The organism is Pseudomonas sp. SWI7 (genome assembly GCF_006351945.1).
Lineage (GTDB): Bacteria > Pseudomonadota > Gammaproteobacteria > Pseudomonadales > Pseudomonadaceae > Aquipseudomonas > Aquipseudomonas fulva.
The window spans coordinates 1,501,210-1,525,321 of the sequence record NZ_CP040930.1 but is presented as its reverse complement, the minus strand read 5'-3'; the positions used below and the strand labels follow the sequence as shown (position 1 = coordinate 1,525,321).

20 protein-coding genes are annotated in these 24,112 nt (G+C 63.6%); 14 read left to right on the top strand and 6 right to left on the bottom strand.

Annotation, left to right across the window (positions count from 1 at the left end):
• The gene (locus FH041_RS06605; RefSeq protein WP_088523732.1) at nucleotides 1-807 is read left to right on the top strand and encodes a CpsD/CapB family tyrosine-protein kinase; all 807 of its coding nucleotides are present in this window, start codon (nucleotides 1-3) and stop codon (nucleotides 805-807) included.
• Nucleotides 808-847: 40 nt separating this feature from the next.
• Here FH041_RS06605 and galE read toward each other — a convergent pair whose 3' ends face one another.
• The 3 genes from galE to FH041_RS06590 all read right to left on the bottom strand — a co-directional run bounded on the left by galE (nucleotide 848) and on the right by FH041_RS06590 (nucleotide 6,061).
• Nucleotides 848-1,825, bottom strand: coding sequence for a UDP-glucose 4-epimerase GalE (gene galE, locus FH041_RS06600; RefSeq protein WP_028687783.1), 978 nt, complete (start codon nucleotides 1,823-1,825; stop codon nucleotides 848-850).
• 106 nt (nucleotides 1,826-1,931) lie between these two features.
• Nucleotides 1,932-4,529: a cellulase family glycosylhydrolase gene (locus FH041_RS06595; protein ID WP_140174284.1), complete on the bottom strand. Its 2,598-nt coding sequence runs from the start codon at nucleotides 4,527-4,529 to the stop codon at nucleotides 1,932-1,934.
• Entirely contained in the window at nucleotides 4,526-6,061 is a 1,536-nt protein-coding gene (locus tag FH041_RS06590; RefSeq protein ID WP_042139422.1) for an O-antigen ligase, read from the bottom strand. Before FH041_RS06590 ends, FH041_RS06595 begins: the two co-directional genes overlap by 4 nt.
• Before the next feature lie 95 nt (nucleotides 6,062-6,156).
• Here FH041_RS06590 and FH041_RS06585 point away from each other — a divergent pair, with 95 nt between their 5' ends.
• The 12 genes from FH041_RS06585 to FH041_RS06530 all read left to right on the top strand — a co-directional run bounded on the left by FH041_RS06585 (nucleotide 6,157) and on the right by FH041_RS06530 (nucleotide 18,237).
• The gene (locus FH041_RS06585) at nucleotides 6,157-7,533 is read left to right on the top strand and encodes an oligosaccharide flippase family protein (protein ID WP_140174283.1); all 1,377 of its coding nucleotides are present in this window, start codon (nucleotides 6,157-6,159) and stop codon (nucleotides 7,531-7,533) included.
• A 40-nt stretch (nucleotides 7,534-7,573) separates the two neighbouring features.
• Nucleotides 7,574-7,786 (top strand): twin-arginine translocation signal domain-containing protein, encoded by a 213-nt coding sequence (locus tag FH041_RS06580; protein WP_027916344.1) that lies wholly within the window; start codon nucleotides 7,574-7,576, stop codon nucleotides 7,784-7,786.
• Entirely contained in the window at nucleotides 7,783-9,249 is a 1,467-nt protein-coding gene (locus tag FH041_RS06575) for an FAD-dependent oxidoreductase (RefSeq protein WP_027916343.1), read from the top strand. The genes FH041_RS06580 and FH041_RS06575 overlap by 4 nt, the downstream gene beginning before the upstream one ends.
• A 104-nt stretch (nucleotides 9,250-9,353) precedes the next feature.
• Nucleotides 9,354-9,971, top strand: coding sequence for an acyltransferase (locus tag FH041_RS06570; RefSeq protein WP_027916342.1), 618 nt, complete (start codon nucleotides 9,354-9,356; stop codon nucleotides 9,969-9,971).
• A complete protein-coding gene (locus FH041_RS06565; protein ID WP_033695182.1) occupies nucleotides 9,964-10,917 on the top strand; it encodes a glycosyltransferase family 2 protein in 954 nt (317 codons plus the stop codon). Before FH041_RS06570 ends, FH041_RS06565 begins: the two co-directional genes overlap by 8 nt.
• A gap of 8 nt (nucleotides 10,918-10,925) precedes the next feature.
• Nucleotides 10,926-11,450: a serine O-acetyltransferase gene (locus FH041_RS06560; RefSeq protein ID WP_049695992.1), complete on the top strand. Its 525-nt coding sequence runs from the start codon at nucleotides 10,926-10,928 to the stop codon at nucleotides 11,448-11,450.
• Nucleotides 11,447-12,433 (top strand): glycosyltransferase family 2 protein, encoded by a 987-nt coding sequence (locus FH041_RS06555; RefSeq protein ID WP_049695991.1) that lies wholly within the window; start codon nucleotides 11,447-11,449, stop codon nucleotides 12,431-12,433. The genes FH041_RS06560 and FH041_RS06555 overlap by 4 nt, the downstream gene beginning before the upstream one ends.
• 9 nt (nucleotides 12,434-12,442) lie before the next feature.
• On the top strand, nucleotides 12,443-13,447 hold the full coding sequence (locus tag FH041_RS06550) for a DUF535 family protein (protein WP_027916338.1): 1,005 nt from the start codon (nucleotides 12,443-12,445) through the stop codon (nucleotides 13,445-13,447).
• Nucleotides 13,448-13,496: 49 nt separating this feature from the next.
• Nucleotides 13,497-14,699, top strand: a complete 1,203-nt coding sequence (locus tag FH041_RS06545) for a glycosyltransferase (protein ID WP_140174282.1) — start codon at nucleotides 13,497-13,499, stop codon at nucleotides 14,697-14,699.
• Entirely contained in the window at nucleotides 14,696-15,883 is a 1,188-nt protein-coding gene (locus FH041_RS06540; RefSeq protein ID WP_140174281.1) for a glycosyltransferase family 2 protein, read from the top strand. Before FH041_RS06545 ends, FH041_RS06540 begins: the two co-directional genes overlap by 4 nt.
• Entirely contained in the window at nucleotides 15,883-16,641 is a 759-nt protein-coding gene (locus FH041_RS06535) for a WecB/TagA/CpsF family glycosyltransferase (protein WP_028687791.1), read from the top strand. The genes FH041_RS06540 and FH041_RS06535 overlap by 1 nt, the downstream gene beginning before the upstream one ends.
• Before the next feature lie 174 nt (nucleotides 16,642-16,815).
• Nucleotides 16,816-18,237, top strand: a complete 1,422-nt coding sequence (locus FH041_RS06530; RefSeq protein ID WP_027916334.1) for an undecaprenyl-phosphate glucose phosphotransferase — start codon at nucleotides 16,816-16,818, stop codon at nucleotides 18,235-18,237.
• A 38-nt stretch (nucleotides 18,238-18,275) separates the two neighbouring features.
• Here FH041_RS06530 and FH041_RS06525 read toward each other — a convergent pair whose 3' ends face one another.
• Entirely contained in the window at nucleotides 18,276-19,229 is a 954-nt protein-coding gene (locus FH041_RS06525) for a LysR substrate-binding domain-containing protein (RefSeq protein WP_027916333.1), read from the bottom strand.
• A 146-nt stretch (nucleotides 19,230-19,375) separates the two neighbouring features.
• Here FH041_RS06525 and FH041_RS06520 point away from each other — a divergent pair, with 146 nt between their 5' ends.
• Nucleotides 19,376-20,752: an L-serine ammonia-lyase gene (locus tag FH041_RS06520; RefSeq protein WP_059184034.1), complete on the top strand. Its 1,377-nt coding sequence runs from the start codon at nucleotides 19,376-19,378 to the stop codon at nucleotides 20,750-20,752.
• A gap of 12 nt (nucleotides 20,753-20,764) precedes the next feature.
• On the opposite strand, the gene FH041_RS06515 is transcribed toward FH041_RS06520, so the two are convergent.
• Both FH041_RS06515 and FH041_RS06510 read right to left on the bottom strand, forming a co-directional pair.
• Nucleotides 20,765-22,684 (bottom strand): acyltransferase family protein, encoded by a 1,920-nt coding sequence (locus FH041_RS06515; protein WP_033737093.1) that lies wholly within the window; start codon nucleotides 22,682-22,684, stop codon nucleotides 20,765-20,767.
• Nucleotides 22,685-22,804: 120 nt separating this feature from the next.
• Entirely contained in the window at nucleotides 22,805-24,100 is a 1,296-nt protein-coding gene (locus tag FH041_RS06510) for an FAD-binding oxidoreductase (RefSeq protein ID WP_028687794.1), read from the bottom strand.
• Between the last annotated feature and the right edge of the window lie 12 nt (nucleotides 24,101-24,112).

Below are 24,112 nucleotides of genomic sequence, written 5' to 3'. Positions count from 1 at the left end.
ATGGACAGGAATACACCGGCTCATGGCAATACCCTTCACCCGGTCACTCCAGGTACGCCCCAGGCCGTGAACCCGGCACCGGGTACCGCGCTTGCGGAGGTCCCGGGGCAGTTCGACTACGTCAATACCAAGGTGGTGGCGCTCAAGGCCGATCATCTGGAACGTCACCGCATTGTCGCCTACAACAAGAACTCCAGCATGAACGGGCCCATTGACCTGTTGCGCACCCAGGTGCTCAGGACCATGGAGGAAAACGGCTGGCGTACCCTGGCCATTACCTCCCCCACGCCCGAAGCGGGCAAGACGGTACTGGCCATCAACCTGGCCATGAGCATTGCCCACTACACCACCCGCACCGCCTTGCTGGTGGATTTCGACCTGCGCCGTCCTCGCGTCGGCAGGAGCCTGGGGCTGCCCATGGACTGCTCGCTGAACGAGTTTCTCGATGATCAGGCGCCGCTGCAGGAATGCCTGGTGAACCCCACATTGCCTCGTTTCGTCGTACTGCCGACGCGGGTGCCGGTACCCATGTCGACCGAAGTGTTGTGCTCACCCAAGGTCACTCACCTGGTCAGAGACCTGCGTAATCGCTATGCCTCGCGCATCTGCATCTTCGACCTGCCACCGCTGCTTAGCTCCGACGATGCGATCACCGTGCTACCCACGTTCGACTGCGTGCTGTTGGTGGTGGCCAACGGCATGAACACCAAGAAAGAGATCGAGGACTGCCTGCACCACCTGGGCACGGCGAACCTGATTGGCACCGTACTGAATAAGGCCGACGAAAAACCGCAGCCCTATTATTGAGCGTTTTCAAGGGGCGCCGTCGGGCAGCCCCGATGGACGCTCAACGCCATGTCATTGCCGGCCATGGGTACTGCCGCTCCCATTGCCAGGCGTGCGCCACGATCACTTCCAGGTCTGCGTGCACAGGCCGCCAGCCCAGCACCTGCATGGCCTTGCTGGCGTCGGCCACCAATCGGGGCGGATCGCCTGCGCGGCGCGGTGCGTCCAGCACGGTGATGGGTTGGCCCGTCACGGACCTGGCCGCATCGATGACCTCCTGCACCGAGAAGCCCAGGCCATTGCCCAGGTTGAACACTGCACGCTCGCCGCCGTCGAGCAGGTAGTCCACGGCCAGCGCATGGGCGCAGGCCAGATCGGTCACATGTACGTAATCGCGGATGCACGTGCCGTCGGGGGTGGGGTAGTCCCGGCCGAATACCGTCACTGCCTCGCGCCGGCCAGAGGCGGCCTGGAGAATGAGCGGAATCAGATGTGTCTCCGGCTCATGACGCTCGCCGAGCAACCCCGCCGGGTCGGCGCCTGCGGCATTGAAATAGCGCAGGCATACCGACTTGAGCCCGTAAGCCCGATCGAAATCCTCAAGGATCTGTTCCACCATCCACTTGCTCAACCCATACGGGTTGATCGGCGCCTTGGGATGGGCCTCGTCGATAGGCACGTACTGCGGATCCCCATACACAGCCGCCGTGGAGGAGAAAATCAGGCACTTGATTCTTGCGCTGACCATCGCCTGGAGCAGCGACAGGGTAGCGGCGACGTTGTTCTGGTAATACTTGCCCGGAGCGCTGACCGATTCGCCCACCTGGATGAACGAGGCAAAATGAAAGACCGCGTCGAACGTGCACATGCCGAACAGCACGTTGAGCGCGGCTTCATCGGCGATGTCCAACCTGGCCCACTGAATGCCCGGCCCTGGAGATACCAGGTCCGCTACCACCACTTCATGCCCGGCAGCCAACAGATAGCCGACCATGTGCGAGCCAATATAGCCCGAGCCCCCCACCACCAGGTACCTCATCCACACCTCCACGAAGCCGCTGTCGACAGACACCGTGAACCGTCCCTGGGACATGCAGGCGGGATGCTCGGCTAACAGGTGCCATGAGCGTAGATGGCCATCTGCCCTATTTCAAGAACAGCCAATTGGACATGTAGGTGCCATCCAGGGTGATGTGATAACGCCCATCACGGTAGCTGGCGGGCAGGGGCTTGAGCTGCGCCTGGGCATCGCGGGCGAACAGCTTCAACCCGGCAGGCGCCTTGATGCTCAGCTGGGCCTTGAGCGGTTCGACATGAAAGCGCGTGTTTTCCTCAGGCTGGGGCACCGCTCGCGTGCCCAGGGACACCAGCAGGCTGCGCGACTGGCCCAGTACCACACCGTCGAGACTCTGCACGGCGATACTGGCGTAGGGTGTGCTCGCCTGAACCTGGACATCCCCCAGGGTGACCGTACGCCCGCCCAGCCAGCCCGTTGCCGCTTGGGTGAGGGGCGTGTCGATGGTGTAGAGGCCTGACTGCCAGTTGCGCTTGAGCTCGCCGGTATCGCTCACCGACTCGGTCGCGTCTGCCGGCAGCAACGCCTGGGCAGGGTCGTGCAGCACGGTAGCTCCGTCAGCGGTGGCAGCAGGTTTGAGCCATGGCAGCTGGGGCGTGACAGGCAAGGCGATCTGCAGTTGGCCCAGGCCTACGGCCGTGCGCAGCAGCGCCGAGGTACGTGGGGTGATGTCCTGGTTGTACAGGGTTTCGGGGCTCGGCGCGAACACGTAGCGGGTACTGGCGGGTTGAACGTCCCCACGCCTGTACATCAGTGCGGCAGCCGGCATCGTGGCAAGCAATGCCGGATCATTGTAGGCATGCCAGTTGTCTGCCGTGCGCCAGCCGGGGTTGAACGCCTGTTGACTGTAGGCGTACTGCAGCATGGCGTCCCAACCTTGGTGGCTGGCGGTTCCGGCGATGTACAGCGGCAGGGAATGCCGGTCAGGCAACGGGAAAGGCTCGGCGTTCCATTCGCTGACCGTCAACGGTTTGCCCACGACCTGAGCGGCGGCCAGCCAGTCGATCAAGCCGTCGCTGGTCAACGGGTTCTTCTCCAGCTGGCCACTGGCGCCGTAGCTGTGGGCATCGATGACATCACCCACCGTGAGGGCGGGCAGGGCACTCAGGCCGTTGCCGCCCCAGGTGCTGGTGGTGGCGATCGGCACCCGTACCCCCAGGGCGCGCAGGTGCGCGATCATGTCGGCATTGAAGCGCTGCTCCAGGTCGTTGAGAAACAGCTTGGAGGGCCCAGGTTGCCAGGCCCGCCAGGTCAGGTCCGCTGGCAGGTCGTGCTGGCTGGCGAACGCCTTGGCAGCGGCCATGTAACGCTGACTGTGACGGGGGACGCCCTTGTCCGGCAGCAGGGCGTTGCCGTAGTGCTGGGTGATGTCGTTCTCGTTGGTGAGCAGGATGGTCGCGATGGCGGGGTCATCTTTGTAGGCCAGGCCTGTCAGAGGGTTTACATGGCCCAGGTACTGAGCGGCGAAGTTTTTCATCGCCTGCTGGATGCTGGCGTTGACGTAGGCGTAGCCCTTGAGGTCGACCCGCGCTTGGCCCTTGGCCAGTTCGCCAAAGTCATCGATACCGTCCTGGGCGGTCAGAGCGCGCTGGACATGCAAGTCCAGCCAGATGTAGATGCCCTCGTCCTTGAGCGCCTTGATCCAGAGGTCAAGCTTGCGCATGGACTCGGCGTCCAACTGCTGGGTGTCGCGAACCTGCGTGCCGTCACCAAACACATTGGGGCTCACCCAGGGGGAGTCGTGATGGTGCAGCCGTACAAGGTTGAAGCCCAGCGCCGACAGGCGTTTTGCCTGCTGGGCAATCTCCTCGTCAGGGCTCTTGAACAGGGCGTAAGCCGACAGGTTGGTGCCCCAGAAACGCACGGGGGTATTGTCCTCGAACACCAGTTGTTCCCCGCGCGCCTGCACAAAGCCGTGCTTGCCGGCGGGCTTTTGCCGCGCATTGAGAAACGAAAGGTCAACGGGGGATGTGCGCCAGTCCAACTGGTCCTCTGGCCAGGCAGTAGGGTCCACCAGACCGAAGCGCTCGGTAGGGGTGGGCGCGAGTGCGATGTCCCCGGTTACGTTCAGCACCGCCTTGACCTGTTGCTTGCCGGCAGCGATGGCGTCCTTGTAGAAGAAGGCGCGCAGCTCCGAAGGATTGCCGCGCTCGAAGTAGACCTTGGCCAAGGGTGGGTCGAAACGCATTTCTACACGCCTGCCCTGCTCGGTACCGCCCCAGGACCACCCGCGGTTGTCGGCCAACAGTTGCGGGGCACCCATGGCCCCCGCGATCTGCGCAGGATCGAACTGGAACACCATGCCGCCGCCAATCACATCGCGCTGGCGGCTATGGGCGTCAAGGTCGAAGTCCCACGCCAGGGTTTGCGGTTGCACCTGGGTGATCGCCGCCTTCAGCTCGAAATCCAGGGCCTTGTTCAGCCCCTGCAAGGTGTAGCGCCCGGGGCCATCGACGCTCAGGGCGGTCTGGAAACCCGTCCAGCTCCAGTCCTGCGCCCAGAAGTCGAACTTGGCGCTCATCACCGGCCCGCCGCCCTGCGTCACCACCGGCAGGCCGTTTTGCTCATCGATGCTGACCTGCCACGCCTCGGACCGAACGCTCGTGGGCAAGCCCAGGGAGCAAAGGGCGGTCAGGCACAGCACGGCACGCAAGGCAGACAGGGTCATGAAAGGCTCCTGGGTTGCGCAGAGGGGATGTCGTAAGAGGGCGTAGCGAGCGAGTGCTGCCGGCGGACCATGTGGGTATAGGCCACGCCTAACCCTGCGATGGACCAGTACACCACCGGGATGAACGTGATGCTGCTGACGGTGAAGATGATCACCAGGATGCCGATCAATGTCGCCAGCAGCACCCGGCCAAGCTGACGACGTTCGTCGTCCTTGTCGTCGAAGCTGCGCATGGCCTTGTAGATGCCGCGCAGTACCATGGCGAAGAAGGCCACGAACAGCCCGAGCCCGACCAAGCCGACGTGCAGGGCCAGGTTGATGTAGGAGTTGACGATATCGATGATGCCTTCGCCCTGGATCATCGACTGCATTTCGGGCGTGTTGCGAAAATCGAACGAGCCGAACAGCGGATTGCGCTGGATGACGATCCACGCATTGTCCATGAGCCGCTCGCGGTAAGTGATGTTCTCTTTTTCAAGGTTGCCAATGAACGGCAGCAGGTCCAGCACCTTATCGCCACCCGGTATCACACCGAGCAGCGGCAGGGCGAGCACCCCCGCCGTTGCCAGCAGGGCCAGGCGCCGCACGGCCCCCCTGCCCAGCGCCACGAACACCACCACGATCACCGCAGCGCCAATCCAGGGCCCGCGTGAGAGCGGCGCGAACAGACCGGCAGCCAGCAACAGCGCGCCCATCCAGCGATGCAACGGCCGGCGCAGATAGCCTTGCACGAACAGGAACAGGCCGATGGCGACACTCATGACATAACCCAGCACGATGGCCTGGCCCGTGGTGACGCTGGCCCGCAGGGCGCCGCCCCGGCTCAGGTAGCCCGACAAGCTCCACGGCACACCCATGGCGTCGATCAGGGCGCTGTACAGCAACCAGTGACGTACATACTCGGCGACCCCGATCAACGCCAGCAGGAAGCCGACCAGGACGAAGGCCAGCATGGCGTCCTTGAAGTCGCTGACCTGGCGCAACCCACGGCTGGCCACGTAGTAGGGCAGAAATACATCGACATACAGGTACAGGGCCTGGCGCAGGGTATCGGTGGGCGTGGTTTCGCGCAGATAGAGCACACTCATCAGCACCAGGCTTGCCGCCAGCAGGCGATCTGGCCAGGTGCGGCCAAAGCGCAGCGTGTCCGGCTGCCGACGCAAGGCCAGGGCGGCTGGTAGCAGCACGCACAGTGTCAACAGGCGGATGTGGTTGAGGTCGACCAGGTAGTTGACCACACCGAACCCCGGCACCTGCGCCGCCGCCGGTGGGATCAGAAACAACAGCAGGTAGAACAGCGCCATGGGGTTGTGTTCACGACGCCCGGCCAGGTACAGGATGAGCCCGCCTGCCGCCAGGTACAGCCAGAAACTGTGGGAGACGAATGCCAGCACCGTCAGCAGGAACCAGAGATTGCGCCGGCGCTTGAAATCGCGCAGCGGGATCAGGTCGGTGGCAGGACGCCGAGCCAGCACGAATACCACGCTGGCCAGGAACAGGATGACGATCAACGCGCGAAAATGTTCAGGCATCAGCTATTTACACCTTCCTTTCGGTGGGCCACGGCTAGCATCATGGCTGATTGAAACTATAGTGACTTTTAGCCATCTAGTCAGAGATAGAACCCATGCCGTCGATTGAGGTGTCAGCCACCGCAAGCTTGCGCTCGCGGGCCTTGCGGGCGGGGTCATGGAACCTGGTCTCGCAAGTGGCTTCCCAACTGATGCGCCTGGGCGGCAACCTGATCATGGCGCGTATCCTGGTCCCCGAGATGTTCGGGGTCATGGTCATCGCCACCACGGTTTCGGTACTGCTTCACTTGCTCTCCGATGTTGGCTTACGCCAGAACATCATCCAGAGCCATCGAGGTGACGACCCCGTTTTCCTCAACACGGCCTGGACTGTCCAGATCATTCGCGGCTTCATCCTGTTCGCCTTGACCTTGCTGCTGGCCCTGGGCGCGTGGCTGGCGCAGGTGGCTGAGCTGTGGCCTGCGGACGCGACCTACGCGGCCCCGGTTTTGCCGGCGGTACTGGCCATCACCGGCCTGTCTGCCGTGATCTGGGGTTTTCAGTCCACCAAGATAGACGTGGCAGTGCGAACCTTCCAACAAAAGCGCGTGGTGCTGGTCGACCTGGCGTCGCAAGTCGCGGGTCTGCTGGTGATGCTCGTGGTGGGCTACCTGACCCATTCCATCTGGGCGCTGGTCAGCGCTGGCCTGGTGTCCGCCCTGGCCTGGACGGTACTGGGCCACACTGCGCTGGAGGGCCCTCGCAATCGTCTGCACTGGGACCGCGCCGCCCTGAACGAGCTGATCGTGTTCGGGCGCTGGATCCTGCTGTCTTCGATGGTCGGGGTCCTGGCCATGTATGGCGACCGCATCTGGTTCGGTGCCAGCATGACGGCGGCGCAGCTGGGCGTGTACTCCATCGCCGTGCTGATTCTGGGGGCAGTGCAGATGGCCATCATGAAGGTGGTCGGCGCCGTTGCGCTGCCGGCGTTCAGCGAAGCGGCTCGTGCTGATGATCGCGAGCGTCTGGTAGCCCTGTATCACCGTTTTCGGCTATTGGTGGACCTGCTGGTGCTGTTCATCTGCGGAGGGTTTCTGACCGCCAGCCCGCTGCTCATTGGCTGGATGTACGACGAGCGGTACCGTGAAGCAGGGCCGATGCTCGCAATTCTCTCGCTGTCATTCCTTACATTGCGCTATACATTGGCCCATCAGGTCTGGATCGCCTTGGGGCTGACCAAGTACCAGGCCATGGACAACATCATTCGCCTGGTCTCGTTGTGGGGGTTACTGCCGGTACTGCTGTATTTCGGTGGGGTGGACTGGGCGATCTGGGGCGTTGCCCTGCACACGCTGCCCACACTGGTGTTGATCGTTTACGTGAACAGCAAATTGGGAATGTTCAGCCTCAAGCGCGAGCTTGTAGTGCTGCCGGCCCTGTTGGCCGGGGCGCTGTGCGGGGCTGCATTGACCGCTTTATTCGAGTGGATCTGAGCGCGACCTGTAGGAATTTCGTGAGGATGGCCAGGTAATCATGGGCAAGCAGAGCGTGTGTGCGTCACGGGTAGGGCGTAGGGGCTTTCTGAAGGGGTGCGCGGTGGTGGGGGCGGCAGGCGCTGTGCTGGGCCCAGTGACAGCGGTCGCCGGCCAAACGCTGCCCCGGCCCACCGCCGAGGCCAATGAGGCGTTCGTGGTCATCAATGGCTGGGTATTGCCGTCTCAGTATTTCAAGAGCCCGTCGGCATGATCACCGATTTCCAGGAACACAAGACGCTGCGCGACAGTTACGACGTGTGCATCATCGGCGCCGGCCCGGCCGGCATCACGCTGGGGCTGCGCCTGGCGGCCGCAGGCTGGAGCGTGCTGCTGGCCGAGGGGGGCGGCCATGACTACGCACCTCGCTCTCAGGAGCTGTATGCCTGCACCTCCAGCGGGCTGCAGCTGTATGCCGAGCAGACCCGGCTACGTTATTTAGGCGGCACTTCAAACCATTGGGCAGGCCGGTGCCGACCCTTCAGCCCGTCCGACTTTTCGATCGCACCGCCAGGTGACCTGCCGGGCTGGCCCATTGAGTATGCCGAAATCGCGCGCTACCTGCCCGCCGCCATGGACATCGTCGACCTGCCCGCCGGTGCCGACTTTCATGCCATCAACACGGGGCTGGACGGCGACGAGTTCGAACCGGACCGCTTCCTGCTCAGCACCCCAACCCGATTTGCCCAGAAGTACGCCACCGCCTTGGAACAAACCCCAGGGCTGGACGTATTCATCAACTGCAACTGCGTGGACCTCGAATTCGACCCTGCCTCTGGCCGGCTGGCAGCAGTGCTGTTGTCGGACTACGCTGGCAACCGCCAGCGTCAGGTCGCACGGCATTTCATCCTCGCCGCAGGCGCCATCGAGAACGCCCGGCAACTGCTCAACAGCAGCTCCCTGGCAGCGGCCGGTGTGATCAGCCAGGACGGCCTGGTGGGCCGTTGTTTCATGGAGCACCTGAACATCGATATGGGCACGTTCATCCTCAAGTCAGGGCTGGATCCCGACCCGCGCGAGTACTACACCACCGATGCCTTCATCGAGCACTTCAAGATCGGCAAGGGCAATGTGCGCGCCGCCCTGCTGGCCGACGTGCAAACCTACGGCCGTACCGCCGAGGTCAAGTACTTCCTTGAAACCCTGGCCTGTGACATGGGCGTGGCCAGCAAGGTGGCCTTCGTCGCCAGCTTCAGCTGCCCGGGCGATGGCATCATCAGCACCATGATCGAACAATTCCCAAGCCTGCACAGCCGGATCTCGTTGCTCGACGAGAAGGATGCGCTGGGCGTGGCCAAGGTCAACGTCAACTGGGTACTCGACGAGCAGGACCGGCATACGATCAAGTGCATCGGCACCGAACTTGCGACCCAGTGGGCCAAGGAGAACCTTGGGTTCGTCAAACTCAACGACTTCGTCTACGACACCTCGATACCGCTCAGGCTGTCGCCGCACGCCCACCACATGGGCACCACGCGCATGGCCGCCGACGCCCGTCATGGGGTGGTGGACCGCGACTGCAAAGTGTTCGGCACCGACAACCTGTATGCAGCCGGCAGCAGCATCTTCGCCACCGGCGGTGCCTCCAACCCGACCATGCCACTGTTGCAATTCGCCGTGCGCCTGGCTGAACACCTCGATGCCCGCATGAGCGCCCAGAGGAGCGCCGCGGCGTGATTCACCGGCTTTAGGACAAGGGGTGCGGCGGTCAGCACACACAAGAACGAGACCGGCGCCGCCCAGGGATAACTCAGGTTGCATCGATTGCGAGGCCAGGCAGCATGATGGGATGGATACGCAGAGCCGTAATGCAGTATGCCCACCGCACGGGACGGGCACGCGGTTTGTACAAGAAAATGTGCAACCCAGCGGGGCTGGAATGGGGCACCTACCTGGCCCGCTGGGGCGGTTTTCACTCGGTGGGCACCAACGTCTACATCAACCAGGGTTGCAACGTGACCGACCCATCGCTGGTGCGCATTGGCAACAGCGTGGGCCTGTCCGATTGCACCCTCATCGGCCATGACGGCGTCGTGCTGCTGATCGAGCACCGCTTCGGCAAGCACCTGGACTCGGTCGGCTTCATCGACATCAAGGACAACTGCTTCATCGGTCACGGCGCAATCGTCATGCCGCGCGTGACCATCGGGCCGGACTCCGTCGTGGCCGCCGGGGCCGTGGTGACCAAGGACGTGCCGCCCGGCACCGTCTATGGCGGTAACCCGGCGGCCTTCATCTGCACCACCGATGCGCTGATCAAACGGGTGGAAGCCCGCTGCGAAGCCTATCCCTGGATCGACATCGTCAAGCAGCGCAAGGGCGCTTTTGACCCCCAGGTGGAGCCCATGCTGATGGCCCAGCGGCGCCAGTACTTCTTCGGGGACAGCGACAATGGCTAAGCCGGTGGACGTGATGGTGGTCAATTTCAATACGGCCGGTTTGCTGCAGCCCATGTTCGATGCCTTGCGCAGCGCCGACAGCGAGCACCTGGCGCGCTACCTGGTGGTGGACAACGCTTCGGCCGACGACTCACTTGCCCGCTTGACCCAGGTCTGCCCTCAGGCGCTGGTGCTGAGCAATCGGCAGAACGTAGGGTTTGGCCGTGCCAACAATCAGTTGCTGACCCACCTGCAAGGTCAATACGCCCTGCTGCTCAACACCGACGCTTTCGTGGCCCAGGACGCGTTGCACAAGACCCTGGACTACATGCAGGCGCACCCGGAGTGTGGCGTGCTGGGTGTTCGGCTCGAAGGTCGCGATGGCAGCCTGCAACCGAGCTGCCGGTATTTTCCGACACCGCTCAACGTGTTTCTTGCCCGCACCGGCCTGGAACGCTTCGTCCCCGGCGTACAGCGCGTTGATGACATGAGCTGGGACCATGGGTCGGTGCGCGAATGCGATTGGCTGCCTGGGTGTTTCTACCTGGTGCGCCGTGAGGTCCTCGACCAGGTCGGGCTGTTCGACCCCCGTTTCTTTCTGTATTACGAAGAAGTCGACCACTGCAAGCGCGTCAAGGCAGCGGGCTGGAAGGTAGTGTTCTACCCGCACACCACGGTGGTGCACATCGGCGGCGAGAGCTCCAAGTCGGTGGCCCAGCTCGAAGCCGCGAGCCGGCAGATATCCGCTTACCAGATAGAAAGCGAGCTGCTGTACTTTCGCAAGCACCACGGTCGGGCCGGCCTTGCCCTGCATATGCTGCTGGTGAGCCTGGGTGACCTGATACTGGCGCTCAAGGCCTTGATCAAGCGGCGCGGGCGGGCGGCCTTGCGGGCCTGCTGGCTACACAGCCGCACCACGTGGGCATTGCTGTTCAAAACCCGCTATGCCACCCAGCCGACAAGGTAGTGCGCACCATGTTCGAGAATATTCGTGCCGATTTGCGGGCCCATGGGGGCGATTGGGGAGCCCAGGGGTTCTGGGTGATGCTGGTCTACCGATTTGGCCGCTGGCGCTATGGCGTGAGGCCCGCGCCGCTGCGCAAGCTCTGTTCGCTGGTCTACAAGGTGTTGTTCAAGCTGGTACAGATCCTGACCGGGGTCGAACTGCCCTGCGAGGCGGTAGTGGGCCGGCATTTCGTCATCGATCATTTCGGCGGCATCATCGTCAGCGGCTATGCCCGGTTCGGTGACGACTGCCGCATTCGCAACGGTGTGGTGGTGGGGCTCAAGCAGGTCGATCGGCCTGTGGCGCCCGTGTTCGGCAACAATGTCGACATTGGCACCGGCGCCAAGATCCTGGGCAATATACGCATTGGTAACAATGTGGTGATCGGCGCCAATGCGGTCGTGCTGGTGGATGTGCCGGACAACTGCATTGCGGTCGGCGTGCCGGCCGTGATCAAGCCCAGGCACAGCCCCGCGACGCAGGTGATGCCGTGAGCACACAACTGGAGGCGGTCGGCGTCGTGGTGATCGGTCGCAACGAGGGCCAGCGCCTGGAGCGCTGCCTGCGTGCGCTGGTGGCCCGTGTCGATACGGTGGTGTACGTGGATTCCGGTTCGACCGATGGCTCGGTTCAGCTCGCGCATCAGTTGGGTGTGCACGTCCTGGCCTTGGACTTGAGCATTCCATTCACCGCCGCCCGCGCGCGCAACGAAGGTTTCGCCCGGCTGCACCAGCTGCAGCCTGGCCTGAACATGGTGCAGTTCGTTGATGGCGACTGCGAGATCGACCCCCAGTGGTTGCCCACTGCCCACGCCTTCCTGCAACGGCACGCGCAGGTGGCGGTGGTCTGTGGGCGGCGGCGCGAGCGGTTTGCCCAGCAAAGCGTGTACAACCAGTTGTGCGACCTGGAGTGGGACACCCCGGTTGGACAAGCCAAGGCCTGTGGCGGTGACGCGTTGATGCGCGCCCAGGCGTTCGCCAGCGTAGGGGGCTTCCGGACGGGGCTGATTGCCGGCGAAGAGCCGGAACTGTGCGTGCGTTTGCGAGCCGCGGGCTGGAAAGTCTGGCGCCTGGACGCCGAAATGACCCTGCACGATGCGGCCATGACGCGCTTCAGCCAATGGTGGCGACGCAGCATGCGCGCCGGCTACGCCTATGCCGAAGGCGCTTGGTTGCACGGTGCTGCACCCGAGCGGCACTGGGTGCGTGAGTCCCGCCGTGCCTGGGTCTGGGGGCTGGGGATTCCGCTGCTGACACTGTTGGCTTGTCTGATGTTCGGGGCAGGGGGGCTGGCGCTCTTGCTGCTGTACCCACTGCAAATCCTGCGGTTGGCCAGGCCTGGCGCCCTGGCGCCCCGGCAACGCAGGTTGCAGGCCTTGTTTCTGGTGCTGGGCAAGTTCCCAGAGGCAGTGGGCCAACTCAAATTCTGGCGCCAGCGGCTGTTGCCCGGCAAATCAGCGCTGATCGAGTACAAGTGAGATGACCCCATGATGCTTGTCCGCCTCGTGACCCGCGTATCGACGTTGCAACCCGGTTTCACCCCGCGCGCCGTGAAGAGCAAGTGCGCGCTGGCCCTGCTGATGATGAGCCATCGCCACGCGCTTGTGCGCTTCATGGGACGCATGACGACTGCACTGGGCCCACAATGGCGCCAGCGCATGGGCGACGACGCGCTGGGCATGGTGCAATGGCCCTACATCAGTAGTGCCTGGAGCGTGGCCCAACGGTTAGATGCCGTGGCCTCGCATTTCGAAGTGGTGACTGCACAAGCGCCGGGGCTTCTGGTCACAGGCCGCGATGAACGCCGTGTGTTGTGCGACCTGGGGGATCATTCACCCGCTTGCAGCCTGGTACTGGACCGGCCGATCTGGTTCAAACGCGAAGGCGAGTTGGTCCTGAACCTGTTTCAGGGCGACCTGCGGGTCGCGTCACTCGCCTTCACCCTGTGCAGGGACGCAAACACGTTGACGCTGTTCATTGGCGCGGTGCAAGGCATCCACAAAGGCATCGACAGCGAAACATCCCTGTCCATCTATCGCGACCTGACCAAGCATTTCGAAGGCCTGCGCCCGCGCAGCCTGGTGCTCGAAGCGCTCAAATGCCTGGCGCGCTCGCTTTCGGTCGATCGCATACTGGCCGTCAGCGACCGTTGCAGGCACCACCGTCATCCTTATTTTGGCGCCGACACCGCCCGGGAACTGGCGGCCGACTACGATGCTATCTGGCAGGAGCACGGCGGCCAACCGACGCCCTGCAACGGTTTCTTCGAGCTGCCCCTGGTGGCTGCACAGCGCGCCGATTCGGATATTCCCGCCAAGAAACGGGCCATGTACCGCCGCCGGCAGGCGTTGCTCGACGATGTTTTCACGCGCATGCACGAGGCTTTGGCAGGCGCTGCCGGGAACCATGAACTACAAGAACTACAAGGGGATGCATGCGCTGGGCATGCATCGGCAGTGGACGCTCCGCCCCTGACAGAAGGCCGTTCATAAGGCTTGTCGGGCGCGGGGGGTCATCAAGCGGGTTTGGATCTGGATTTGTATGCGTATTGCTTACTTCGTCAATCAGTACCCGAAAGTGAGTCACAGTTTCATACGGCGCGAAATCCTGGCGCTTGAACGCCTGGGCATTACGGTACAGCGCATTGCCCTGCGCGGATGGGACGCCGAGGTGCAGGATCCCGAGGACGCTTGCGAGAAAGCCAAAACGGTTTATGTGCTGCAGCAAGGGCTGTCGGGTTTGCTCAAACCCCTCTGGCACGTGCTGCGGGCACAGCCACGGCGGTTCCTGCACACCCTGAACCTGGCCTTGCGCATGGGATACAGGGCGGACCGCACCTGGCCGTATCATTTGGTGTACCTGGCCGAAGCCTGTCAGGTACTGCTCTGGCTGCAGCAAAGCGGGGCCTCCCACGTCCATGCCCACTTTGGCACCAACTCCGCTGAGGTCGTCATGCTCGTCCATGCACTGGGTGGGCCGCCTTTCAGCTTCACTGTTCACGGACCGGAGGAGTTCGACAAACCGCAGTTCCTGCACCTGGGCGAAAAGGTCGACCGAGCCGCTTTCGTGGCAGCGGTCAGTGCCTACGGACGCAGTCAGCTGTATCGCTGGGTGGCGCACGCCCACTGGCCAAAGGTCAAGGTAGTGCATTGCGGTCTGGAGCGTGCGTTTCATGAAGTGCCTAGCGTGGCGATACCCCAGGCGCCGAGACTGGTTTGCGTGGGTCGCCTGTGCGAGCAGAAAGGCCAGTTGCTGTTGCTCGAAGCTGCCTCCCGGTTGGCGGCGCGTGCCATCGCCTTCGAACTGGTGCTGGCCGGTGATGGCGAGCTGCGTGGGGAGATAGAACGGTTGATCGCCCATCATGGCTTGCAGCACCAGGTGCGCATCACTGGCTGGATTGGCAGTGCGCAAGTGCGCGAGCACATCCTGGCGGCGCGTGCCCTGGTGCTGCCCAGTTTTGCCGAAGGGCTACCCGTGGTCTTGATGGAAGCCATGGCGCTGCGCCGTCCAGTGCTGAGCACCTACGTGGCAGGTATCCCCGAGCTGGTGCGCCCCGGCGAGAACGGCTGGCTGGTGCCGGCGGGCGACGTCGAACAATTGACCGAAGCCATCGCCGAGTGCCTCCAGCAGCCCGTCGAGGCGCTGCAGCGCATGGGCGCAGCCGGCCATGCTCGGGTATTGGAACGGCATGATGTCGACACTGAGGCGGCCCGGTTGGCCGAGTATTTCAAGGCAACGGCATGATCACTGTATTGACGTTCTTGCTGGGGGCACTGGCGTTCCTGGTATCGGTTCCGGTGCTGGTACTGCTGGGGCAGGTGTTGCTGGCGTACCTGCCCGCTCGTGCACAACCTGCCGCTGCCTGGACGCGCCCGCAGGTGGCCGTGCTGGTGCCGGCCCATGACGAGGCGAGCATCATCGGCGCAACGCTCGCGAGCCTCGTGCCGCAACTGCAAGCCGGTGACCGCCTGCTGGTTGTGGCCGACAACTGCAGCGACGACACGGCGCGGCGGGCCGAGGAGGGCGGCGCCGAGGTGGTCGTGCGTCAGGATGCCTTGCGCCGGGGCAAAGGCTATGCGCTGGACTTCGGCATGCGTCACCTGGCCGCCGACCCACGCCAGGTGGTGATCATCGTCGATGCCGATTGCCGTGCAGAGAAAGGTGCGCTCGAGCAGTTGGCCCGTCGCTGCGCACAGAGCGGCCGACCCGTGCAGGCGCTGTACCTCATGAGGGCGCCGGCAGGTGCCGGTCTCAAGGTGCAGGTGGCCGAGTTCGCCTGGCGGGTCAAGAACCTGGTCCGGCCCCGTGGCTGGGCACGGGTGGGCCTGCCGTGCCAGTTGATGGGCTCGGGCATGGCGTTCCCTTGGCAGGACTTGGCCGCCGTGGACTTGGCCAACGGGCATCTGGTCGAAGATGTGAAGTTGGGCCTGGACCTCTGCCAGCGGGGCACGCCGCCATTGTTTTGCCCGCAGGCGCTGGTCACCAGTCAGTTCCCCACTAGCGAGCAGGGCCTGAACAGCCAACGCACGCGTTGGGAGCACGGGCACCTGGGGCTGATGCTGGCCGATGCGCCCCGTCGCGCCTGGGCTGCCGTGCGCCAGCGCAACCTGGCCTTGGCCGGTTTGACGCTGGACGTGCTGGTGCCTCCGCTGGCCTTGCTGGTCCTGATGCTGTTGGGGCTCAACGCCCTTACCTGGTTGGCCTACGCCGTGGCAGGCATTGCGATACCTGCCTGGATGGCGCTAAGTGCGTTGCTGTTACTGGCGCTTGCGGTGCTGCTGGCCTGGGCGCGGTTCTGCCGCGACGTGATTCCGTTCTCGGTGCTGCTTTACGCGCCGTTCTACGCCTTGCGCAAGGTCCCGGTGTACGTGGGTTTTCTGATCAAACGCCAGGTGGAGTGGGTGCGCTCCCGCCGGGAGGAGGATTGATGGCCGGTGAGCAGTGGCGAGCACGATGGCACGCGGTCATCGACCAGTTGCAGGTGATCCAGGACGACGAGGCTGCCGAGCGCCTGCTGCAAGGCTTGGCTGCCCCTGTAGCCCCGACCGTGCTGGGCTTCGTCAATGCCCATGCCATGAACCTGATCGTTAGCGATGACGCCTATGGTGAGGCGCTGCTGGGGGCCGATGTGCTGCTGCGCGATGGCTCGGGCATGGCGATGCTGTACCGGCAGCTTGGGTTGGCGCCAGGGTTGAACATGAATGGGACCGATTTCATTCCTCGGTTGGTGCACGCCTATGGTGGGCGCCGCGTGGCCTTCTGGGGCACCCGCCAGCCCTTCCTGGAGCAGGCTGTTCAGTGCTGCGTTGCCACCTATGGCGTCACGCCGGTTTCGGTGCATGACGGCTTCGCCGACGTGCCGACCTACCTGCGCCTGGCGACCAAGCACCGGCCGGATCTCATCGTGCTGGGCATGGGCATGCCCAAGCAGGAGGCGGTGGCGGCTGCGCTCAAACGCACCGGCCTGGCGTGCACGATCGTTTGCGGCGGCGCCGTGCTGGATTTCATGGGCGGCAAGGTCCATCGCGCACCGGCCTGGATCAGGCGCCTGGGTGCGGAATGGTTGTACCGCCTGTTGTGCGAGCCACGGCGGCTGTTCATGCGCTACGTGGTTGGCAATCCGCTATTTCTGTTACGCGCGCGGCGGTTCGCCCAGGCAGAGCGAGCGCCGCACCCTGGCGACTGACGACATGGCGCGGTTGCCCAAAGGCACCGCGCACCCAAGGACGGGCTGCTACAGTGATATCACGGCTACACACACCCGAGCGCGCCTGCTGCTTTACCGGCTTCGCCAACGCTGTTCTTCAGTATCAAGGGGCGATCACAGGCCCTGGCCATGCACCCATCGATGAGGTCTGAAATGGTGTTCGAACCCCGAAGCAGCCGGTCTTTGCTTCAGCGCAGAAGCAGTGTCAGCAACGCCGTGCAAGCCGGTCTGGATGGCGTAGCGGTGACCGGCATCGCCTGGTACCTGATCTACGACCAGTTCGGCTACATCACATCCGACTACGTCATCATGCTGTTGCTGCTGATCGGGGCGCTGGCGGTCATTTACGATCACTACGCCATCTATCGCACCAACGTCGGGCTGTCGATCAAGGCGTTCCGGCTGTTCAAGGCGTGGTCAGCGACGTTCTGCTTCCTGGTGGTCATGGCCTTTCTGACCAAGCAGAGCGAAACCTACTCACGGTTGCTGGTGGTGGAACTGTTCGTCATCGGCTACATCGCCCAGCTGTTCCTGCATTTTGCCGTGCGTGAACTGCAAAAACGCTTTACCGCCCACGCTCGCCTGGAGAACGCCCTGATCATCGGCGACGGGGACCTGGCCAATTTTCTCTATCAGAAAATCAGCAGCAACCCCTGGTTCGGGGAACGGGTGGTGGGCTGCGTGTTGACTGCAGAGGCCGCGCCGCATGGCGACGACGTTGAGCAAGGCAAGCAGCGCCTGCCGGTGCTCGGGCATATCGGTGATCTGGACGGCATCGTCGCCCAGCATGGCATTCGCACGGTCTACCTGGTAACGCCCCTTGGAGGCTCGCAAGTCATCAGCGACGTCTATTTCAAATTGCTCGACAAGTGCATCGCGGTCAACTGGGTGCCCGACATTTTCTCCCTGCGCCTGATCAATCACAGCGTGCGCGAAATCGCCGGCATTCCCGTTCTGACCTTGTCCGAAACCCCTTTGACTGGCATGAGCCTGTTCCTGAAGAACCTCGAGGATCGCATCCTGGCGGCACTGATTCTGCTGTGTGCATCGCCCGTGTTACTGGCCGTGGCCCTGGCAATCAAGCTCGACAGCCCAGGCCCGGTGTTCTTCCGGCAGGAACGCACGGGCTGGACCGGGGAGTCGTTTCGGATCTGGAAGTTTCGCAGCATGCATGTTCACCAGCCCGAAGCCGGGCAGATCAAGCAGGCGCAGAAGAACGACCCGCGCTTGACCCGGGTCGGCGCGTTCATCAGGCGCACCAGCCTCGATGAGCTGCCACAGTTGTTCAACGTGCTGACGGGCGAGATGTCACTGGTTGGCCCAAGGCCCCATGCGTTGCAGCATGACACGTTGTACTCCCAGGACATCGTCGACTATTTTGCGCGCCACAACATCAAGCCGGGCATGACCGGCCTTGCCCAGGTGCGAGGCTTCAGGGGTGAAACCAAGGACATCGAGCAGATGATCCAGCGCGTCGATTCGGACATCGAGTACATCAACAACTGGTCCCTGTGGCTGGATTTCGTGATCCTGGTGCGCACCCTCAACGCTTTTACCGGCAAGCAGGCGTATTAGCGACCCTAACCGCTTCCAAGCATCCTCGGTGCTCTGCGCTAGAGGTCTTGCGGTGCGCCAGACAGAGGATGCAATTCACGAAATGCTTGCGCTTCTGCCACCAGCCAGTCGTGTACCGCACGCGCGCCGGGCTGGTTCAACCCGCCGGGTGGGTAGTGCACCACGTAGCGCTTGTGGTTGGGGATGGCGACCCCGAATGGCACGATCAGCGCGCCGCGCTCCAGTTCGTCGTTGAGCAGAGTACGCCGGGCAATGGCCACGCCAAGGCCCGCAATGGCCGCCTCGATGGTCAAGTGGTTGCGGTTGAAGGTGTGGCCACGCCGAACGGGTTGCGCCGACGCGCCGATGCCCTCCAGGTAGAACTCCCATTCGGCATATTCCGAGCTGCCTCGCCACGCCGTGATGTCGTGCAGCAACGGGTAATGCACCAGGTCCGCTGGCCCGTGCAGCGGGGGGCGCCCACGCAGCAGGGCCGGGGAGCAGACCGGGAAGATCTGCTCGGCCAGCAGCGGCGTCGACAGCATGCCCGGGTAGCTGCCGTCATTCAGGTCGATCGCAAGGTCGAAATCCCCAGGCGTCAGTGCCTGTGCGCTGTCCTCGGCCACCAGCCGCAGCTCGATGTCGGGATAGCGCTGCTGGAAACGTGACAGCCGCGGCGTCAGCCATTTGGCCAGAAACGATGGGATCGAGCGCACCCGTACGGTGCCGCGAATTTCACCTGCATCCAGGCGCAGCAGTTCGGCCTCGATGCTGCCATAGGCATCGGCCACCGTCTGTGCCAGGCGCTGGCCTTCGGCACTCAGTTCCACGCCACGGGCGCGGCGCAGGAACAGCCGATAACCCAGCCGTTCCTCCAGCTGGCGCATCTGCTGGCTCACGGCCCCCGGGGTGATATGCAGCTCTTCGGCGCAGCGGGTGAACGACAGGTGGCGGGCAGCACAGGCGAACACGTGCAGCCAGACGAAGGATTGCCCTGTCAGTTGACGTCTCATGGTTTAGTCCTGCTAAAGGCTGGCTTAGGAAGTTTCGTTGGTCATTTGTAGCACAGGCGCGCAGTATCTCGCGAAACGGGCCTGTGCGCCCTGGGTTTCCAAGCGTTGGGTGTTTTGGCAGCAGCAACCGCCCGTCAGGTATTAGCATGGCTATCAGTGTTTTCGACCTTTTCAAGATAGGTATCGGCCCCTCCAGTTCGCACACGGTTGGACCGATGCGCGCCGCCGCCACATTTGCCCAAGCGCTGCGCGAGCAGGGCCTGCTCCGAAGCACCCAGCGTGTCGAAGTACGCCTGTACGGCTCGCTCTCGGCCACTGGCGTGGGCCATGCGACCGACCGGGCCTGCCTTCTGGGCCTGATGGGACAGTGGCCGGACCGCATCGATCCTGCCAGCATCGACTCGCGCATCGGCCAGGTACTGCAGGAGCACTGCCTGATGGTCGACGGCAGCCATCCCGTGGCGTTCGACTACGCCCGCGACCTGCTGTTGCTCGATGAAAACCTGCCTTATCACCCCAACGCCATGCGCCTGGAGGCGTTCGACGCGCAGACCAGCCTGCTGCACCAGACCTACTATTCGGTGGGCGGCGGCTTCATTGTCGAGGAGGCCGAGCTGACCGCGCCCGCGGGGCTGGCGCCAACCGTCACGCTGCCCTACGAGTTCGACAGCGCAGCCGAGCTGCTGGCGCTGTGCGGCCAGCATGGCCTGAGCGTGGCCCAGTTGATGATGGCCAACGAATGCGCCTGGCGACCCGAAGCGCAGGTGCGGGACGGGCTGCTGCGCATCTGGGCTGCCATGCGCGAGTGCGTCGACAATGGGCTGCGCAACGAGGGCGTATTGCCAGGCGGCTTGCAGGTCAAGCGCCGGGCGGCCAAGTTGCACCGCAGCTTGCAAGAGCTGGGCAAGCCCAATGTCATCGGTTCTACCTTGAGCGCCATGGAGTGGGTCAACCTGTTCGCCCTGGCTGTCAATGAAGAGAATGCCGCCGGTGGTCGCATGGTCACCGCACCCACCAATGGCGCAGCTGGCATCATCCCGGCCGTGTTGCACTACTTCATGAAATTCAACCCCGGCGCCTGCGATGACGACGTGGTGGATTTCCTCCTGGCGGCTGCGGCGGTGGGCATCCTGTGCAAGAAGAACGCGTCGATTTCCGGCGCCGAGGTGGGCTGCCAGGGCGAGGTGGGCTCGGCGTGCTCGATGGCAGCCGCAGGCCTGGCGCAGCTGCTGGGCGCGACACCGGCGCAACTGGAAAACGCCGCTGAAATCGCCCTGGAGCACAACCTGGGCCTGACCTGTGACCCGGTCGGCGGCCTGGTACAGGTACCTTGCATCGAGCGCAATGCCATCGCCGCGGTCAAGGCGATCAATGCCGTGCAGATGGCGCTGCGCGGTGATGGAGAGCACTTCATTTCCCTGGACCGCGTCATCCGCACCATGCGCGACACCGGGGCGGACATGCACGCCAACTACAAGGAAACCTCTCGCGGCGGCTTGGCCGTTGCGTTCGTCGAGTGTTGAGCACCCTGCGCTTCAGCGCACGGCAGTCGAACCCGTGTTGCTGTGCAGGGCCTGCTTGAATAGGCCCTTGAGTTGTTCGTTGCCCGCGTCGATCAAGTGGTTGTCATCGAAATACAGCGGCCTCCCGTCCTTGGAACCCATGCACCTGCCGTCCGGACACAGGTAGGGCACCGGGTCGACGATACCTGCGTGGCAGCGTTCGGCCGCCGTCTCGATGGCTTCCAGGGCCAGGCGGTTGCGGGCCTGGTACTCGCTGACAGGCGTAACGATGTCGCTGTTCATGCCCAGTAGCCGATGCTGCAGGGTCAGGCCCTTGTACACACTGAACGGCATTTCCGGCACTGGCTTGACGATATACACCGGGCGATTGCGTGCCAGCATGCAGACCGTTTGGGTGTAGGTCTGGATGAACTGCCGTTCGAATGCCGGGCCGCTTTGGTGCTTGTCGCCGTTGAAATAGACGCTGTAGCCACTGTGCCGACGCTGGTCGGTATACAGCGCTGCCCGGCTGAACAGGAACAGGGGGACGCCGGGGTAGTCCGTAGCCAGTTTGGCGAACTTGTCGGCGTTGAAAGCTTTGCAGTGCTGCTCGACGTCCTTGTCGCCCATTTCGAAGTCGATCAGGGTAGGGCAGCCGGCCCGGGCCCAGCCCATGGCCGCGCCGGGGTTTTCCAGCATCAAGGCCGCAGCGGTTGACTGGGCATGACTGTCGCCCAGCAAAAGGGCCGAGATGTCGCCGGTGCCCAACACGCACTGCGAGGCCCCGTACGCGTTGGTGTCGCAGTGCTGTGCGTACAGCTTGCTTTCGTATTCTGGCTTGCCGTCATCCTGGGTCCAGCGCAGTTGCGGGTTGTGCTTGATCGCCGAGGCCACGGCGCCGGCCGTTGCCACCCACACCAGGCCCATGCCCGCGTAGCGGACAAGGCCCAGTACCGGGCGCTTCAGGGCGCGTGTCCTGCTTTCGATCAACCCATAGGATGCCGCGCCCAGCGCAACCGACAACAGCACCGCACAGGTCACCGCGCGCCAGTCGTGTAGTAGCCCGCAGGTATAGAGCAACACCACCAAAGGCCAGTGCCACAGGTAGATCGAATACGACGTCTTGCCCAGAAATGCCAGCGCCCGGTTGCGTGCGAACAGGCTGTTGGCATTGGCGTGGATCACCAACACGGTGCCGATCACCGGCACCAGCGCCAGGTAACCCGGCCAAGTAGCATCGTGGGGCAGCAGTGCCAGGGCGCCTGCAATCAGCGCAAGGCCCAGGCCTTCGCACAGTGCCGCAGCCCTGGGCGAAAGCGCGAGCGGATACAAAAACACCAGCCCCCCAGCGAGCATTTCCCAGGCCCGGGTGGGCAGCAGGAAGAACGATGCGACCGGATGGCCTGGGGTGTAGAGCGCCGAGAACACCAGGGAACCGACACCAAGCGCCAACACAAGGCGCTTGAAGGTTGGCAGTGCAAACACCTTGTGCAGGCCCATCATGATCACTGGGTAAATCAGGTAGAACTGCCACTCCACCGACAGCGACCAGGTGTGCAGCAGCCAGTTTTCCTGAAGCGGTGCGTCGAAATAACTGCCGTCACGGGCGAAATAATGGTTGGACGTGAACAGCAGGCTTTGCTTGCTGGTGCGCAGCAATTCCCGGTAGTCGTCCGTTGCCAGGAAAAAATACCCGAACACTGCCAGGGCGATGCACAACCCCAGCAGGGCCGGAATGATTCGCCTGGCCCTGGCCGCGTAGAAGCCGATCAGCGAGAACTGCTGTTTGTGCAGGCCGCTCACGATGATCCGCGTCATCAGGTAGCCCGAAATCACGAAGAACACATCCACGCCGAGAAACCCGGCCGAGAACCCCGGGATCTTGAAGTGGTACAGCACGACCGATACGACAGCCAACGCACGCAAGGCGTTGATGTTCTTGTGGAACAGCATGGGAGGGGTCCTGATCTGGCCTGGGCCTGGTGGCCCGCTTCCTTTTGGCAGGGTCGGCGTGACCGTGCATTTCAAGGGGCGCAGACTACCACATGGCCCTTGGCCTATACCTGAACGTCTTCACCCCAAGGCCTCGCGCAGCCGGTACCACAACATGCCAAGGGCCAGCAGAGGTGAGCGCAACGCTCTGCCGCCGGGGAACGTGAGGTGCGGCACGGCGCTGAACACATCCAGCCCCTTGCTTTGCCCCAGCGCGATGCTTTGGGCGAGCAGCCTGGCCGTCCAGTGTGTGACGTTCAGCCCATGGCCCGAATAACCTTGGGCATAGTAGACGTTGGGGTGATCACGTAGTCGTCCGACCTGCGGGAAGCGGTTGGCAGTGATGCCGATCATGCCGCCCCATTGGTAGTCGATGCGCACTTCGCCCAACTGCGGGAACACCCGCTGTACCTTGGGCCGCATGTACGCGGCGATGTCGCGAGGATCGCGCCCGGAGTAGTGGCAGGCACCGCCGAACAGCAAGCGCCTGTCGGCGGTCAGCCGATAGTAGTCCAGGCCCACTTTTTGATCACACAAGGCCATGTTCTGGGGGATGAGCGACTTCGCGACCGCTTCCTCCAGTGGTTCGGTTGCGACCACGTAGCTGCCCGCCGGCAGCACCTTGCCGCTGAGTCTGGGTTCCAGGCCCTCAAGGTGGGCATTGCAACCGAGTACCAGGCTGGCAGCGCGCACTTTGCCGTGTGCGGTGTGCACCGTTACCGTGGAGCCGTGGTCGATGCGAAGCACGGGGCTCTGTTCAAAGATCTGCACCCCCAGGGACTGCGCCGCTCGAGCTTCGCCCTGCACCAGATCCAGGGGATGTAGGTGCCCTGAGCCCATGTCCACCATGCCGCCTGCGTAGCGGTCGCTGCCCACCACCTCGCGCAGCCGCTCTGCCGGCACCCGGTAGGTGTGCGGCTGGTATCCCAGCGCCGCCAGCTCCTGCTGTTCGGCGCCAAAGGCAGCGAACTGGGCGGGGGTATTGGCCAGCTCGCAGAAGCCCCAGCGCAGGTCGCATTCTATGCCATGGCGGGCGATCCGCTCAGCCACCAGGGTGACCGAGTCGATGCCTGCCTGCTTCAGATACCGCACGCCGTCCTCGCCCACGTACCGGGCGAAGCCGTTGACGTCGTGGCCGATACCACGGATCAGCTGGCCGCCGTTGCGCCCGCTGGCACCCCAGCCCACGCGCCGGCCTTCGAGCAGCACCACCGACAGGCCGCGCTCGGCGAGTTCCAGCGCAGTGTTGACCCCTGTCAGGCCACCGCCGACGACGCACACATCGGCATCGATGTCGCCCTCCAGGTGCGGGTAGCGGTTGGTATCACGGGCAGTGGCCGCATAGTAGGACGCGGCATGTTCGGCAGGTAAAGTCATGGGGCGTGCTCA

Coding starts and splice junctions, on each gene's coding strand:
- FH041_RS06545 (WP_140174282.1), top strand. CDS start 13,497: ATGCGTATTGCTTACTTCGTCAATCAGTACCCGAAAGTGAGTCACAGT.
- FH041_RS06530 (WP_027916334.1), top strand. CDS start 16,816: ATGGTGTTCGAACCCCGAAGCAGCCGGTCTTTGCTTCAGCGCAGAAGC.
- FH041_RS06550 (WP_027916338.1), top strand. CDS start 12,443: ATGATGCTTGTCCGCCTCGTGACCCGCGTATCGACGTTGCAACCCGGT.
- FH041_RS06580 (WP_027916344.1), top strand. CDS start 7,574: ATGGGCAAGCAGAGCGTGTGTGCGTCACGGGTAGGGCGTAGGGGCTTT.
- FH041_RS06510 (WP_028687794.1), bottom strand. CDS start 24,100: ATGACTTTACCTGCCGAACATGCCGCGTCCTACTATGCGGCCACTGCC.
- FH041_RS06575 (WP_027916343.1), top strand. CDS start 7,783: ATGATCACCGATTTCCAGGAACACAAGACGCTGCGCGACAGTTACGAC.
- FH041_RS06535 (WP_028687791.1), top strand. CDS start 15,883: ATGGCCGGTGAGCAGTGGCGAGCACGATGGCACGCGGTCATCGACCAG.
- FH041_RS06590 (WP_042139422.1), bottom strand. CDS start 6,061: ATGCCTGAACATTTTCGCGCGTTGATCGTCATCCTGTTCCTGGCCAGC.
- FH041_RS06565 (WP_033695182.1), top strand. CDS start 9,964: ATGGCTAAGCCGGTGGACGTGATGGTGGTCAATTTCAATACGGCCGGT.
- FH041_RS06525 (WP_027916333.1), bottom strand. CDS start 19,229: ATGAGACGTCAACTGACAGGGCAATCCTTCGTCTGGCTGCACGTGTTC.
- FH041_RS06605 (WP_088523732.1), top strand. CDS start 1: ATGGACAGGAATACACCGGCTCATGGCAATACCCTTCACCCGGTCACT.
- FH041_RS06515 (WP_033737093.1), bottom strand. CDS start 22,684: ATGCTGTTCCACAAGAACATCAACGCCTTGCGTGCGTTGGCTGTCGTA.
- FH041_RS06520 (WP_059184034.1), top strand. CDS start 19,376: ATGGCTATCAGTGTTTTCGACCTTTTCAAGATAGGTATCGGCCCCTCC.
- galE (WP_028687783.1), bottom strand. CDS start 1,825: ATGAGGTACCTGGTGGTGGGGGGCTCGGGCTATATTGGCTCGCACATG.
- FH041_RS06570 (WP_027916342.1), top strand. CDS start 9,354: ATGATGGGATGGATACGCAGAGCCGTAATGCAGTATGCCCACCGCACG.
- FH041_RS06540 (WP_140174281.1), top strand. CDS start 14,696: ATGATCACTGTATTGACGTTCTTGCTGGGGGCACTGGCGTTCCTGGTA.
- FH041_RS06585 (WP_140174283.1), top strand. CDS start 6,157: ATGCCGTCGATTGAGGTGTCAGCCACCGCAAGCTTGCGCTCGCGGGCC.
- FH041_RS06560 (WP_049695992.1), top strand. CDS start 10,926: ATGTTCGAGAATATTCGTGCCGATTTGCGGGCCCATGGGGGCGATTGG.
- FH041_RS06595 (WP_140174284.1), bottom strand. CDS start 4,529: ATGACCCTGTCTGCCTTGCGTGCCGTGCTGTGCCTGACCGCCCTTTGC.